11 protein-coding genes and 1 other RNA gene are annotated in these 14097 nt (G+C 72.5%); 9 read left to right on the top strand and 3 right to left on the bottom strand.

Going from position 1 to position 14097, the window contains the following annotated elements; translation table 11 throughout:
* Window positions 1-68: 68 nt before the first annotated feature.
* The 6 genes from HQQ78_RS02220 to rnpB all read left to right on the top strand — a co-directional run bounded on the left by HQQ78_RS02220 (window position 69) and on the right by rnpB (window position 5681).
* Window positions 69-1208 carry an FAD-dependent oxidoreductase gene (locus HQQ78_RS02220; RefSeq protein ID WP_173150913.1) on the top strand — a complete coding sequence of 380 codons (1140 nt, stop codon included), beginning with the start codon at window positions 69-71 and terminating at the stop codon, window positions 1206-1208.
* Window positions 1209-1237: 29 nt separating this feature from the next.
* On the top strand, window positions 1238-2011 hold the full coding sequence (locus HQQ78_RS02215; RefSeq protein ID WP_173150912.1) for an alpha/beta fold hydrolase: 774 nt from the start codon (window positions 1238-1240) through the stop codon (window positions 2009-2011).
* 115 nt (window positions 2012-2126) lie between these two features.
* On the top strand, window positions 2127-3548 hold the full coding sequence (locus HQQ78_RS02210) for a hypothetical protein (protein ID WP_173150911.1): 1422 nt from the start codon (window positions 2127-2129) through the stop codon (window positions 3546-3548).
* Between the two features lie 9 nt (window positions 3549-3557).
* Entirely contained in the window at window positions 3558-4373 is an 816-nt protein-coding gene (locus tag HQQ78_RS02205; protein WP_173150910.1) for a Nif3-like dinuclear metal center hexameric protein, read from the top strand.
* A gap of 112 nt (window positions 4374-4485) precedes the next feature.
* On the top strand, window positions 4486-5229 hold the full coding sequence (locus tag HQQ78_RS02200; RefSeq protein WP_233568328.1) for a zinc ribbon domain-containing protein: 744 nt from the start codon (window positions 4486-4488) through the stop codon (window positions 5227-5229).
* Window positions 5230-5300: 71 nt separating this feature from the next.
* An RNA gene (gene rnpB / locus HQQ78_RS02195) (RNase P RNA component class A) lies at window positions 5301-5681 on the top strand.
* 75 nt (window positions 5682-5756) lie between these two features.
* Here rnpB and ppgK read toward each other — a convergent pair.
* Together ppgK and map are read right to left on the bottom strand one after the other, a co-directional pair.
* Window positions 5757-6518 (bottom strand): polyphosphate--glucose phosphotransferase, encoded by a 762-nt coding sequence (gene ppgK / locus HQQ78_RS02190; RefSeq protein WP_173150909.1) that lies wholly within the window; start codon window positions 6516-6518, stop codon window positions 5757-5759.
* A 13-nt stretch (window positions 6519-6531) separates the two neighbouring features.
* Window positions 6532-7395 (bottom strand): type I methionyl aminopeptidase, encoded by an 864-nt coding sequence (gene map / locus HQQ78_RS02185; protein ID WP_056045510.1) that lies wholly within the window; start codon window positions 7393-7395, stop codon window positions 6532-6534.
* 66 nt (window positions 7396-7461) lie between these two features.
* Here map and HQQ78_RS02180 point away from each other — a divergent pair, with 66 nt between their 5' ends.
* Window positions 7462-7632 (top strand): SPOR domain-containing protein, encoded by a 171-nt coding sequence (locus tag HQQ78_RS02180; protein WP_123570143.1) that lies wholly within the window; start codon window positions 7462-7464, stop codon window positions 7630-7632.
* Window positions 7633-7698: 66 nt separating this feature from the next.
* On the opposite strand, the gene HQQ78_RS02175 is transcribed toward HQQ78_RS02180, so the two are convergent.
* Window positions 7699-9477, bottom strand: a complete 1779-nt coding sequence (locus HQQ78_RS02175) for an NAD+ synthase (protein WP_123570142.1) — start codon at window positions 9475-9477, stop codon at window positions 7699-7701.
* Between the two features lie 37 nt (window positions 9478-9514).
* Between HQQ78_RS02175 and HQQ78_RS02170 the strand changes: the two genes are divergently transcribed.
* Window positions 9515-10852 carry a glutamine synthetase family protein gene (locus HQQ78_RS02170; protein WP_043592660.1) on the top strand — a complete coding sequence of 446 codons (1338 nt, stop codon included), beginning with the start codon at window positions 9515-9517 and terminating at the stop codon, window positions 10850-10852.
* Window positions 10853-10873: 21 nt separating this feature from the next.
* Complete coding sequence (locus HQQ78_RS02165) at window positions 10874-13819, top strand: bifunctional [glutamine synthetase] adenylyltransferase/[glutamine synthetase]-adenylyl-L-tyrosine phosphorylase (protein WP_173150908.1); 2946 nt, start codon at window positions 10874-10876, stop codon at window positions 13817-13819.
* Window positions 13820-14097 lie beyond the last annotated feature (278 nt).

Genomic DNA, 14097 nt, shown 5'->3' with positions numbered 1-14097 from the left:
CAGGGGACGGGCGTGCCACGGGGCGTGAGCCGGGGGCGCGGCCGCACCGCGCCTCCTATGCTCGGGGGATGTCGTCCGGTCAGCCGAGTCCGTCCCGCGTCGACGTCGACCTGGTCGTGGTCGGCGGCGGCGCCATGGGCCTCGCGACGGCCTGGCAGGCCGCGTCGCGCGGACACGAGGTCGTGCTCGTCGAGCGCTTCGAGCAGGGGCACCACCGGGGTGCCTCCCACGGCGCGACCCGGAACCTCAACGTCGCCTACGACGACGCCGACTACGTCGCCCTCGTGCAGGAGGCGCGGCGGCGGTGGGACGCGCTGGCCGACGAGACCGGCACCCCGCTGCTCGACCTCGTCGGGGTGGTCAACCACGGTCGCCCGGCGATGCTCCGTCGGATGCGGGCCCTGCACGTCGACGCGGGCGTCCCCAGCGAACTGGTCGACGCCGCCGAGGCGGGGGAGCGGTGGAGGGGCATCCGCTTCGAGACCGAGGTGCTGCACGTGCCGGGCAGCGGACGCATCCGGGCCGCCGAGGCCCTGACGGTCCTCGCCCGGGCGGCCGAGGCCCACGGGGCGCGACTGCGCTGGTCGACGCCGGTCACGGGCCTGCACGTCGAGGGGCCGGAGCGCGTCCGGGTCGTCACGGCGGACGACGAGATCGTCGCCCGGCGGGTCGTGGTGACGGCGGGCGCCTGGACCGAGGACGTCGTCGGGGGCCTCGTCCGCCTCCCTCGCCTCACCGTGACCCAGGAGCAACCGGCGCACTTCGCCGTGACCGACGCCGAGGCCGTGTGGCCGAGCGTCAACCACCGTCCCGACCCCGACCGACCCGGCGAGTCGTGGTGGCCGGGCGTCGTCTACGGCATGCTCACGCCGGGCGAGGGCGTCAAGGCGGGCTGGCACGGAGCCGGACCCGTCGTGCACCCCGACCGCCGGTCGTTCGAACCCGACCCCGGGCAGCTCGAGCAGCTGCGGCGGTACGCCCGCGAGTGGTTGCCCGGCGTCGACGCCGAGACCGCCGACCCGATCAGCTGCACGTACACGACCACCGACGACGAGGACTTCGTGCTCGACCGGGTCGGCCCCGTCGTGGTGGGGGCGGGGTTCTCCGGGCACGGCTTCAAGTTCACGCCTCTCGTGGGGTCGATCCTCGTCGACCTCGTCGAGGGCGGCGACGCCCCCGCGCGGTTCCGGCGGCTGGGCCGGCCGTGAGCCCCCGGAGCGCGACGACCAGGGGCACCGTGGCGGGCCTGCCCTTCGTGCGCCGGGGGAGCGGCGCCCCGACGATCCTGCTGCCCGGGGTCGGCCCGGGTCGCCACCACCCCTCGACCTGGGACCGGACCCTGCTGCGGCTCGAGACGGCGCCGCTCGTCCGGCGGCTCGACCTCTGGACGCTCGGTCGTCGCCGCGGGTTGCCCGAGGGCACGACGATGGAGGACCTCGCCGACGACGTGGCCCGGGCCGCGGCCGAGATCGCGGACGGCCCGATCGACGTGGTCGGCACCTCGACGGGCGGCAGCATCGCCCTCCGTCTGGCCGTCGACCACCCCGAGCTGGTCCGTCGCCTGGTCCTCGTGTCCTCCGCCCACCGGCTGGGGGAGGCCGGCCGCGAGGCCCAGCGGCGCACGGCCGAGCGCCTCCGGGCCGGTGACGCGAGAGGTGCCTCCGCCGCGATGCTCGGTCAGACGACCACCGGCGTCCCGTCCTCGAACGCCCTGCGGCGCCTCGGTCGGGTGGCACACCACTTCGTCGTCGGCGACCGGCACGACGACCTGGTCGTGACGCTGGACGCCGAGGACTCGTTCGACGTGGGCGACCGCCTGGGCGAGGTCACGGCCCCGACGCTCGTCGTGGCCGGCGGTGCCGACGGTTTCTACCCCCTCGACCTGGTGGCGCGGACCGTCGCCGGCCTGCCGGACGCGACGCTCGCCGTGCACCCCCGGTCGGGTCACCTCGGCCTGGGCTCGCGAGGAGTGTCCCGCGAGGTGCTCGCCCACCTGACCCGCGCCTCCTGACGCTCGGGGCTCCGAGGACGCCCCGGGGTCGGCCGGGGCACCCCGGACGACGAATGTGCCGGTCGGACCGGCGAGTCCGCCCGTCGCGGGGCCGTTCGTCACCTACCATCCGAGCATGGCCGACAACGTGCAGACCGCGAGCGTCGGGGGCATCGCACCCCTCGACGACGACGTCACGTTCCACCGGCGCCGTGTGACGTTCGTCGCACCCCTCGACGACACCGTCCCCGAGCCCTCCGCTCGCCCGGACCAGCAGGAGCACCACCCCGTGAACCAGACCCTCGCCCCCGAGACCTCCGAGACTGACGAGACCCCCGTCGACCGGCTCGACGACACGACCGAGGACCGTCAGGCCGAGACGCGTCAGGCCGAGACGCGCCACGCCGAGGTCCGCCCCGTCGACGCCGCCACTCCCGTGGTGCCCCGTCCCGTCCCGATCCCCGCGCACCGCGCCGACGTCGTCCTCGACGTCGTCGTGCCCACGGACGCCTTCGAGGCCCGCCCGGCGAGCGTGGCCCGTCACTCGGTCGACACCTCGGCGATCACGCTGCCGGTGCTCGCCGTGTCGGTGCCCGACGACCTGCCCCAGCCCCCGGAGCGCATGACGCTCGACGACGAGGTGCTCGCCCGCCTGGTCGAGAAGCGCCTCGAGGACACCGCGACCATCGACCTGATGGCCGTCGTCCAGGCCCAGCTGGCCCTGCGCGCGGTCGAGGCCGCGCGCTTCGCCTCCTGGGAGGACGAGATCACCCGCGTCGGCACGGACGAGGCGGCGCGCGCCCTCGAGGCCACGCGCCTCCGGTTCACCGGGGTCCTGCCCGTCGTGACGCCCGGGGCGATCCGTCAGGCCAGGCCGGTCGTCGAGGCGGGCCACGCGCCGGACGCCGACCGCGACGCGCGCCCGGCCGACGCCACCCCGACCTCGGCTCCCGTCGTCGTCCCGTCGACCGGCCCCCGTCCCCTCGCGCTCGACGCCGGCGACTCCGCCGACTCCGCCGACGCCCCGGACCCCCGGGCGGCAGCCGACCAAGAGGCGCTGGTCGCGCCGACCCGGTCGGCCTCCGACGGGCAGACGGTCGCCTCCGCCCCCGTCCCGCCCCTGCTGCGTCGTCCCCTCGCGCTCGTGGTCGCCGCCACGGCCGCGCTGATCGTCGTCGCGGCCGTCGTGCTGGCCTTCGTCCCCGCCCTGGCCGTGGCCTCGGCCGTCCTCGCCACGGTCGCCGTCCCCGTCGCGACCGGCCTCGTCGGCCTGACCGCGCTCGCCTCGGTCTCGACCCGCCCCGACGACGCCACCCGCGTCGCCCGCCGCGGTCCGGTGGGCGTCGTCGCCGGCGTCGTGGTCGGCACCGTCGTCGGCTTCGGTCTGCTCCTGAGCGACCTCGGTTCGTTCGCCTGGCAGGGATTCGTCGTCCGGGCCGTGGGCCTCACCGGCCTGTCGACGTCCGTCTTGGTGGTCGTCGCCCTGCTCGGCGCCTCGGTCGTCGCGTTCATCGTCGCGGTCATGATCACGGGGTTCCGCTCGACGGCTCGCGACTAGGCTGTCGAGGTGTCCACCCTCGCCTCGGTCAACTCCGTCATCGAACGTCTCTGGCCTCTCGCGGGCGCGTCGTCGTGGGATTCTCCCGGTCTCGTCGTCGGTGACCCCGACCGACCCGTGACCCACGTGCACCTGGCCGTCGACGCCGTGCTCGACACCGTCGACGAAGCCGTCGGCATGGGGGCCGACCTGTTGCTGGTCCACCATCCGCTGCTGTTCCACGGCGTCTCGACGGTGTCGGAGGACACCACCAAGGGTGCGGTCGTCGCACGGCTCGTCCGTGCCGGGTGCGGCCTCGTCGCCGCCCACACCAACGCCGACGTCGTCGAGACCGGCACGTCCCGCGTGCTCGCGCACCAGCTCGGCCTCGTCGACCAGCGCCCGATCACCCCGGGCGCCACCGACGACACGGGACTCGGCATCGTCGGGCGCCTGCCGCACGCCATGACGCTCGTGGCCCTCGCCCGCCAGCTCGGCGACGTGCTGCCCCCGACCGCGTCCGGCATCCGTGTGGCAGGTGACGCCGACCGCGTCGTCGAGACCGTCGCCCTCTGCGCCGGTGCCGGCGACTCGCTGCTGGCCGACCCGGTGGTGCTGGCCGCCGACGTGTACGTCACCAGCGACCTGCGCCACCACCCCGCCTCCGACGCGCGCGAACTCATGAGGCTCGGCCGCGGCCCCGCCCTGGTCGACGTGTCGCACTGGGCGGCCGAGTGGCTCTGGCTCGACACGGCGGCCGCGCAGCTCCGCCGCGAGCTGCACGACGTCGAGGTCACCCTCAGCGACCTGCGCACCGACCCGTGGGACTTCGCCGTCGTGCAGTGAGCACGCCGAGCCGCCCGTCGCGACGTCGCCGGGTCGCGACCCGCGAGACCTCGCGGCACGCGCCTCCTCGTCGCCCCGTCCCTGCCTCCCCCCGACCCCGAGAAGAGTCCCCATGCCCCTGATGAAAGCCAGCTACGAGCACCAGGCCCTGCTGCTCGACCTGCAGCAACTCGACACCGCACTCCGCCAGATCGCGCACAAGGGGGCGAACCTCCCCGAGATCGCCGTCCTCGCGTCGCTCGAGGGCGACGGCTCTCGCCTCCGCAGCCGCCTCGCGACCGAGCAGGGCGCCTGGGAGGACGCGCAGAGCGAGCTCAAGCGCATCGAGTCCGACGTCGCCGTCGTCGAGGCGCGCGTCGTCCGTGACGAACAGCGCATCGCGTCGTCGTCGTCCTCGAAGGACGTGGCCGCCCTCGAGGGTGAGCTCGCCGCCCTCGCCAAGCGTCGCTCCGACCTGGAGGACCTCCAGCTCGAGGTGATGGAACGCGTCGAGAGCCTGGGTGCCGTCGCGGCGGTGACGCGGGGCGAGCTCGACCAGCTCGACACCCGCCGCGTCGACGCCGAGACCGGGCGCGACGCGAAGCTCGCCGAGCTCGAGGCCGACCGGGCCGAGGTCGTCGCCAACCGCGAGACGATCGCCGCCACGGTGCCCGCCGACCTGCTGGCCCTCTACGAGCGTCAGCGGGACCGCTACGGCGTGGGCGCCTCGTTGTTGCGTGGTGGCGTGTCGAGCGCGAGCGGCGTGGCCCTCACGGGCAGCGACCTCGCGGCCGTGCGTGCCGCCGCCGAGGACGACGTCGTGCTCTGCCCCGACAGCAACGCGGTCCTCGTCCGCACCTACGAATCGGGCCTCTGACCAGGGGCGGGGCACCCGCACGAGCCGTGGCACACGGAGGGGCGTCGCACCGCTAGGCTCGGGGTCGCGAATGGGTCGACAAGACGGTCGCGTCGGCGGGCGAGAGCCCGTCGCCGAGGAACGTCCGGGCTCCACAGAGCAGGGCGGTGGGTAACACCCACCCGGGGCAACCCGCGAGAAAGTGCAACAGAGAGCAGACCGCCACGCGTCGCACCTCCGGGTGCGACACGGGGTAAGGGTGAAACGGCGGTGTAAGAGACCACCAGCGGCTCGGGTGACCGGCCGGCTATGTAAACCTCGCCCGGAGCAAGGTCAAAGAGGGGACGACGAGGCTGCTCGCCGAGTCCCCGGGTAGACCGCTAGAGAGCTGCGGCAACGTAGTTCCGAGAGAGATGGCCGTCCATGGTGCCTCGGCACCGGGACAGAACCCGGCGTAGCAGTCGGCCCATTCGCCTCACGCGAGACGACCCCGGCCCAGGAGGCGCGCCTCCTCGGCCGGGGTCGTCTCGCGTCGGTCGCGCCTCGCCTCAGAACGCCGGGTTCGAGTCGGCGGCCAGGGCGGCGGCACCCATGATGCCGGCGTTGTTGCGGAGTTTCGCCGGGACGATCTCGGCCCGCAGGTCGAGCAGCGGCAAGAACTCGTCGTGGTGCTTCGAGACGCCGCCGCCGACGATGATCAGGCGCGGGTAGAGCAGGGCCTCGAGGTGCGAGTAGTACTTCTGCAGGCGCTTCGCCCAGTGCTTCCAGCTGAGGTCGTCGCGCTCCTTCGCCGCGAACGAGGCCTTGGTCTCGTAGTCCTTGCCACCGATCTCGAGGTGCCCGAGCTCGGCGTTGACGATGAGCACGCCGTCGTTGATCAGGGCGGTGCCGATGCCCGTGCCGAGCGTCGTCATGACGACGAGGCCCTTCACGTCCTTCGCGGCCCCGAAACGGGTCTCGGCGTAGCCCGCGGCGTCGGCGTCGTTGACGAAGTGGATGTCGCGGCCGAGCGTGGTCTCGAAGAGCTTCTCGGCCTCGAAGCCGATCCACTTCTTCGACACGTTGGCGGCCGAGAGGGTCTTGCCGTCCATGATGGCGGCCGGGAAACAGACGCCGACCGGCACCGAGGCGTCGTCGAGGCCGAGTTCGTCCACGATCTGCCGGACGACCGCGACGATGGCGTCGGGTTCACCGCCCTCGGGAGTGCTCTTCTTGACGCGGTCCGAGAGGAGCTCGCCGCTGTCGAGGTCGACGATCGCCCCCTTGATGCCTGTGCCGCCGATGTCGATTCCCACTGCGGTGCGTGCCATGGGTGGTCCTTTCTCAGGAGAGCGTGAGGATGTCGGCACCGCGTTCGGTGACGACCAGGGTGTGCTCGAACTGGGCCGTGAGGCTCTTGTCGCGGGTGGTGACGGTCCAGTCGTCGTCCCAGACGTCGGCCTCGATGCCGCCGAGGGTCAACATGGGCTCGATGGTGAACACCATCCCGACCTCGATGACGTCGTCGTACTGCGGGGCGTCGTAGTGGGGGATGATCAGGCCGGAGTGGAAGGCGCGTCCGACGCCGTGGCCGGTGTAGTCGCGCACGACGCCCAGGCCGAAGCGCTTGGCGTACGACTCGATCGCCCGACCGATCACGTTCACCTGGCGGCCCGGGGCGACGGCCTTGATGCCGCGCCTCAGCGCCTCACGGGTGCGGTCGACCAGGTCGACGGTCTCGGGGGCGGCCTCGCCGACGACGAAGGTGCGGTTCAGGTCGCCGTGGACGCCGTTCTTGAACGCCGTGATGTCGACGTTGATCAGGTCGCCGTCGACCAGGACGGTGTCGTCGGGGATGCCGTGGCAGATGACCTCGTTCACCGAGGTGCAGACCGACTTGGGGTACCCGCGGTACCCCAGGGTCGACGGGTAGGCGTCGTGGGCGACGACGAACTCGTGGGCGATGCGGTCGAGTTCTTCGGTCGTCACGCCGGGGCGGAGGGCGGCCTCGACGGCGTCGATGGCCTGCGAGGCGATGCGGCCGCTCTCGCGGATCAGCTCGACGGTCTCGGCGTCGTACACGTCGCCGTCGGTGTACTCGGCCGGAGCGGCCTTGCCGACGTACTCGGGTCGGGCGATCGACGGGGGGACCGGACGCTGCGCTGAGATCCGGCCCGGGGTCAAGAATCCGTGGGAGTCCCGGGGCATACGATCAAGCTTAGGGGGAGCGCGACGGGCTCGCGTTCTCGACAGCCGCACCGAGAGGACGACACCATGGCCGAGTTCTGGTTCAACACGAAGACGCACGAGGTCGAGGAGGGCAAGGTCTCTCCGGCCGTCGACCGCGCCGGGCCCTACGCCACCCGCGACGAGGCGGCCCGGGCGATCGAGACGATCAAGGCCCGCAACGCCGCCCTCGACGCCGAAGAGGCCGCGAACGACTGACCGGTCCGGTCGTCCCGTCGGCGCGTCGCCGTCGGGACGACCGGTCGCCGACCGGCCGATCGGGCGTCAGACCGTCGTCGGCCGGTAGGTGATCGGCAGCCGGCGGTCCCGGCCGAAGGCCATGCCCGAGATCTTCGGGCCGATCGCCCCCTGGCGGCGCTTCCACTCGGAGCGGTCGACCAGCTTCGTGATCTCGGCCACCGTGTCCGCGTCGTAGCCGAGCGCCACGACGTCGGCCGCCCCGAGCGCGTTCGTGATGTACCCCTCGAGGATGCCGTCGAGCACCTCGTAGGGCGGCAACGAGTCCTCGTCCTTCTGGTCCGGCCGCAGCTCGGCCGACGGCGGCTTCGTGATCGAGTTCTCGGGGATGGGCGCGGTCTCGCCGATCGACTCGGCGTGGGCGTTGCGCCACCGGGCGAGCTCCCAGACCATCGTCTTGGGGACGTCCTTGATCGGGGCGAACCCGCCGACCGAATCGCCGTAGATCGTCGAGTAGCCGACGGCGAGCTCGGTCTTGTTGCCCGTGGTCAGCACGAGGTGGCCGTGCAGGTTCGACAACCCCATCAGCACGAGCGCCCGGGCGCGGGCCTGGACGTTCTCGGCGGCGAGGCCGGTGAGGTGCAACTGGTCCTCGAACGGTGCGACGAGGCCGGCGATCGGTTCGGTCGAGTACCGCACGCCGATCCGCTCGGCGACGTCGTCGGCGTCGCTGCGGCTGTGCTCGCTCGACCACTGGCTGGGCATCGAGACGCCGTACACGGCGTCGGCCCCGATGGCGTCGGCGGCGATCGCCGCGCACACGGCCGAGTCGATGCCGCCCGAGAGCCCGAGGATCACGCTGCGGAACCCGTTCTTCCGCACGTAGTCGCGAGTGCCCAGCACCAGGGCGTTCCAGAGCTGCTGGCGGTCGTCGGGCAGGTCGGCGACGTCGCGCTCGACCGGGGACGAGGAGGCGCGCCCGGCGTCCGGCCCGGAGCCACCGGAACCGACGGTCGCGTCGGACGCCGGGTCGAGCTCGACGCGGCGGATGCCCTCGGGCAGCTCGGTGTCCGTGGCCGGCTCGGGGTCGAGGTCGACGACGAGCAGGTGCTCGTCGAACTGCGGGGCCCGGGCCAGGATCGTGCCGCTGCCGTCGACGACCACGCTGTCGCCGTCGAAGACGAGGTCGTCCTGACCGCCGACGATGTTGACGTAGGCCACCAGGGTGTCGTTCTCGACGGCCCGGCGGGTGACGAGGGGGAGGCGCACCTCGTCCTTGTCGCGGACGAACGGGCTCGCGTTGATCACGACGAGCAGGCCCGCGTCGGCGTGCAGGACGCGCTCGACGGGGCCGCCGTCGCGCCAGAGGTCCTCGCAGATCACGAGGGCGACGTCGACGCCCGCCACGCGGACGACGAGCAACTCGTCGCCGGGGATGAACACGCGGTACTCGTCGAAGACCGAGTAGTTGGGCAGGTGGTACTTGGCGGTGGTCGTCACGACGCGACCGCCCTGCAGGACGCTGGCGCAGTTCTTCGCGATCGCGGTCGGGGCGTTGCTCGTGCCCAGGAGGCGCGGCTCGAAGGGCCCGTCGGCGTGGCCGACCACCACGGGGAGGTCGCCCAGGCCCTCGGCCTCGAGGGTCTCGGCCAGCACCTCGACGGCGTGCCGACTGGCCTGGAGGAAGCTCGGCCGGCTGGCCAGGTCCTCGATCGGGTACCCCGTGACGCTCATCTCGCCCGCGGCGAGGAGGTCGGCGCCGGCGGCGTGGGCCCGACGGGCCGCCTCGACGATCTGGGCGGAGTTGCCGGCGAGGTCGCCGACGACGGGGTTGGTCTGCGCGAGCGCCAAGCGGAGTCGGGGCATGTCCACTACCGTAGTGGCGGAGCAGAAAGGCCGTGGCATGGACAAACAGAGGGACTTCGTCCTCCGCACGATCGAAGAGCGCGGCATCAAGTTCATCCGCCTCTGGTTCACCGACGTGATCGGCACCCTCAAGTCCGTCGCCATCGCCCCGGCCGAGGTCGAGGGGGCGTTCGCCGAGGGCATCGGCTTCGACGGTTCGGCCATCGAGGGCCTGACGCGCTCGTACGAGGCCGACGTCCTCGCGCAGCCCGACCCGACGACCTTCCAGATCCTGCCCTGGCGGGGCGAGATCGATCCGACCGCCCGCATGTTCTGCGACATCACGACGCCCGACGGCCAGCCCGCCGTGGCGGATCCGCGCAACGTCCTGAAGCGCACCCTGGCCCGGGCCGGCGAGCGCGGCTTCACCTTCTACACGCACCCCGAGGTCGAGTTCTACCTCCTCAAGAGCGCCCAGCTCGGCGCCGACGGCCCCCAGCCGGTCGACTCGGCCGGCTACTTCGACAACGTCCCCGGCGGGACCGCCCACGACTTCCGTCGCCGCTCCGTCCGCATGCTCGAAGACCTCGGCATCTCGGTCGAGTTCAGCCACCACGAGGCGGGGCCCGGTCAGAACGAGATCGACCTGCGCTACGCCGACGCGCTGACGACGGCCGACAACATCATGACCTTCCGGACGGTCATCAAAGAGGTCGCCATCGAGCAAGGCGTCTTCGCCTCGTTCATGCCGAAGCCGTTCAGCCAGCACCCCGGTTCGGGCATGCACACGCACATGTCGCTCTTCGAGGGCGACTCCAACGCCTTCTACGAGGCCGGCGCCGAGTACCAGCTGTCGACCATCGGTCGTCAGTTCATCGCGGGCCTGCTCAAGCACGCCCCCGAGATCACGGCCGTGACGAACCAGTTCGTCAACAGCTACAAGCGCCTCTGGGGCGGCGACGAGGCGCCGAGCTTCGTGACCTGGGGCCACAACAACCGCTCGGCGCTCGTGCGCGTCCCGCTCTACAAGCCGAACAAGGGCAACTCGAGCCGGGTCGAGTACCGTGCCATCGACTCCGCGGCGAACCCGTACCTGGCCTTCTCGCTGATGCTGGCGGCGGGGCTCAAGGGCATCGAAGAGGGCTACGAGCTGCCCGCCGAGGCCGAGGACAACGTCTGGGGCCTGAGCGACGCCGAGCGTCGTGCCCTGGGTTACCGTCAGCTGCCCGCCAGCCTCGACCACGCCCTGTCGATCATGGAGAACAGCGAGCTCGTCGCCGAGACGCTGGGCGAGCAGGTCTTCAACTACGTGCTCCTCAACAAGCGACAAGAGTGGAAAGAATACCGGGCACAGGTCACGCCGTTCGAGCTGCGCTCGAACCTCGAGATCCTCTAGTCGACCGGCCACCCCGCCCTCATGCCCCGTTCCGCGACCGGTCTCTCCGAGCTGGCGCGGCTCGGGTTCTCCGACCTCGGTGCCGGGCGTGACCGGCTCGACCGCCTCGTCGCCGAGGTGCCCCAGGTGCGCGACCTCGTCCCGTGGTTCGCCACGGTGGCCGACCCGGACGCGGCCCTGGCGCACCTCGAGCGATCGGTCGAGCGGGATCGTGCCGGCGTGGTCGAGTTGCTCGACGGCGAGGCCGGCCCGCGCCTCCTGAGGGTCCTCGGTGCCTCCGAGGGCCTCGCCGAGTTCGTCGCGCGTCGCCCGGCCGAGGCGAGCGTCCTGCTCGAACCGCTGGACGAACCACCGCCGGCCGCGACGTATCGTGACGACGTCCGTCGGGCGGCGACCGGGCTGACCGGCGACGAGGCGCGCGTCGCGCTCCGGGTCCGGTACCGGCGTCACCTGCTCCAGCTGGCGTCCTTCGACCTCGAGGCCGACGACCCCGTCGAGGTCCTTCCCCGCGTGGCCGCCGCCCTCGCCGACCTCGCGGGCGCCGCCCTCGACGCCGCCGTCGACGTGGCCCGACGCGAGGTCCCGTTCCCCGCCGCCGACGTCGAGCGCACCCGGCTCGCCGTCATCGGCATGGGCAAGGCCGGGGCCCGCGAGCTGAACTACCTCAGCGACGTCGACGTGGTCTACGTCGCCGAGGGGGTCGACGGGCTCGAGAACGGTCGGGCCGTCGAGATCGGCAGCCGTCTCGCGATGCACGCGGCTCGGGCGATCTCGGACCTCGCCGTCGAACCCGACCTCTGGGAGGTCGACGCGAACCTGCGGCCGGAGGGCAAGGACGGCGCCCTCGTCCGCACGCTCGAGTCGCACGTCGCGTACTACGAGCGCTGGGCCAAGGGGTGGGAGTTCCAGGCCCTGTTGAAGGCGCGGCCCCTCGCGGGCGACGTCGACCTCGGCGAGCGCTACGTCGCGGCCGTCGCGCCGTTCGTCTGGTCGGCCGCCTCACGCGAGAACTTCGTCGAGTCGGTCCAGGCCATGCGCGAACGGGTCACGGCCCTGATCCCGGCGGGCGAGGTCGACCAGCAGCTCAAACTCGGTCCCGGCGGACTGCGCGACATCGAGTTCACCATCCAGCTGCTGCAGCTCGTCCACGGGCAGGCCGACGACCGCGTGCACCAGCGCTCGACGCTCGACGCGTTGGGCGCCCTGGCCGCGCGGGGCTACGTCGGACGAGCCGAGGCCGCGGAGTTCGACCGCGACTACCGCGTGCTCCGCCTGCTCGAGCACCGCATCCAGCTGACGCGACTCCGGCGCACGCACCTCATGCCGACGGACGAGAACGCCCTCCGGGTCCTCGCCCGCGGCACCGGTCTCGCGCCGGGCGCCGCCCAACTCGTCGACCTGTGGCAAGGGGTGAAGCGTCGGGTCCGTACGTTGCACGTGCGGCTGTTCTACCGCCCGCTCCTGTCGGCCGTCGCGGCGCGACCCGAAGAAGACCTGGCGCTCAGCTCCGACCAGGCGTCGGCGCGGCTCGCGGCCATCGGATTCGCCGACCCGAAGGGCGCGCTCGGTCACATCGCCGCCCTGACGGCCGGCGTCTCCCGCCGGGCGAGCATTCAGCGCCACCTGCTGCCGGCCATGCTGCAGTGGTTCGCCGACGGCACCGACCCCGACCTCGGTCTGCTCGCTTTCCGGCGCCTGAGCGACGGCCTCGGTGAGTCGTACTGGTTCCTCCGCATGCTGAGGGACTCGTCGGGAGCCGCTCACCGACTGACGACCGTCCTGTCGTCGTCGACCTTCGCCGCCGACCTGCTGGAGCGCATCCCCGAGGCCGCGGCGTGGCTCGAGAACGACGCGGAGCTCAAGGCCCGCTCCCTCTCGAGCCTCCTCGACGAGACGGCCGCCACCCTGGCGCGGCACCGTTCGCCCGACGCGGCGGCGACGGTCCTGCGGCAGGCGCGGCGCCGCGAGATCCTGCGGCTCGCCGTGGGCGGCATCCTGGGCATCCTCGACATCGACACCCTGGCCCGGGGCCTGACCGCGGTGACGACGGCCTCGGTGACCGGGGCGTTGGCCCTCGCCCGCCGGGACGCCGGCGACCTCGAGTTCGCCGTGATCGCCATGGGCCGCTACGGGGGAGAAGAACTCGGGTTCGGCTCCGACGCCGACGTGCTCTACGTCTACCGCGCTCCCGAGGGCGACGAGACGGCCCATCGGCGTGCCCTCACGGTGGCCGCCGAGATGAGCCGACTCACGTCCGACGCCCTCGTGCCGTTCGACCTCGACACGGGCCTGCGCCCCGAGGGGAAGAACGGGCCGGTGGTCCGATCGCTGTCCTCGTACCGGGCCTACTACGCTCGCTGGTCGCTCACCTGGGAGGCCCAGTCGTTGTTGCGCGCCCGGCCGGTGGCCGGTGACGAGACGCTCCTCGACGACTTCATGGCCGTCGCCGACGCGGTGCGGTACCCCTCCGAGCTGACCGAGCAGCAGGTCCGCGAGGTCAAGCGCATCAAGGCCAGGGTCGAGTCCGAGCGTCTGCCCAAGGGCGCCGAGCCCTCGCGTCACCTCAAGCTCGGTCGGGGCTCGCTGAGCGACGTCGAGTGGTTCGTCCAACTGCTCCAGCTGCAGCACGGGGTGGACGTGCCCGGCCTCCGGACCCCGTCGACGCTCGACGCCCTCGCCGCGGCGGTGGACGCCGGCCTGGTGGCCGACGAGGACGCCCGGCGGCTGCACGACGCCTGGATCATGGCCTCCCGGGCGCGCTCGGCGGTCACCCTCTGGACGTCCCGGACGCAGGACGTCCTGCCACGGGACCGTCGGCAGCTCGAAGGCGTGGCGCGCCTGATGGAGTACCCGCCGGGCTCCGCCACGACCCTCGAAGAGGACTACCTCGCGGCCACCCGTCGGTCACGCGCCGTCTTCGAGCGTGAGTTCTACGGCATCGACGAGGCACCCGAGCCGCTCGGCTGACCCGTCCGGGACGTGCGACACGCCCGGGCTGCGCCGGAGGCGGTCGATCCGCTCGGGTCGACGTCGGGCCATTTCGCTGTACCCCGTTTGGCGGTGTTGTACCCCTGTGTACGTGTCCATCGCATTTCGGGCAGATGACCCACGGGTGGGGGGTGGTCGTCGACGGCGGCGTCGAGGCCCATCGCTGCCCATTGGGCAAAGTCCGTGCTGGGCGCTGATTCCGGGCTCGTGACCAGGACTTTCATCCGGCATCGGATCGCGACTCCCCGTCCCACCTG

Source organism: Frigoribacterium sp. VKM Ac-2859 (assembly GCF_013204925.1).
In the GTDB taxonomy this organism is placed as follows: domain Bacteria; phylum Actinomycetota; class Actinomycetes; order Actinomycetales; family Microbacteriaceae; genus Frigoribacterium.
The sequence above is the reverse complement of the archived record's forward strand: the minus strand, read 5'-3'. Positions and strand labels throughout refer to the sequence as shown.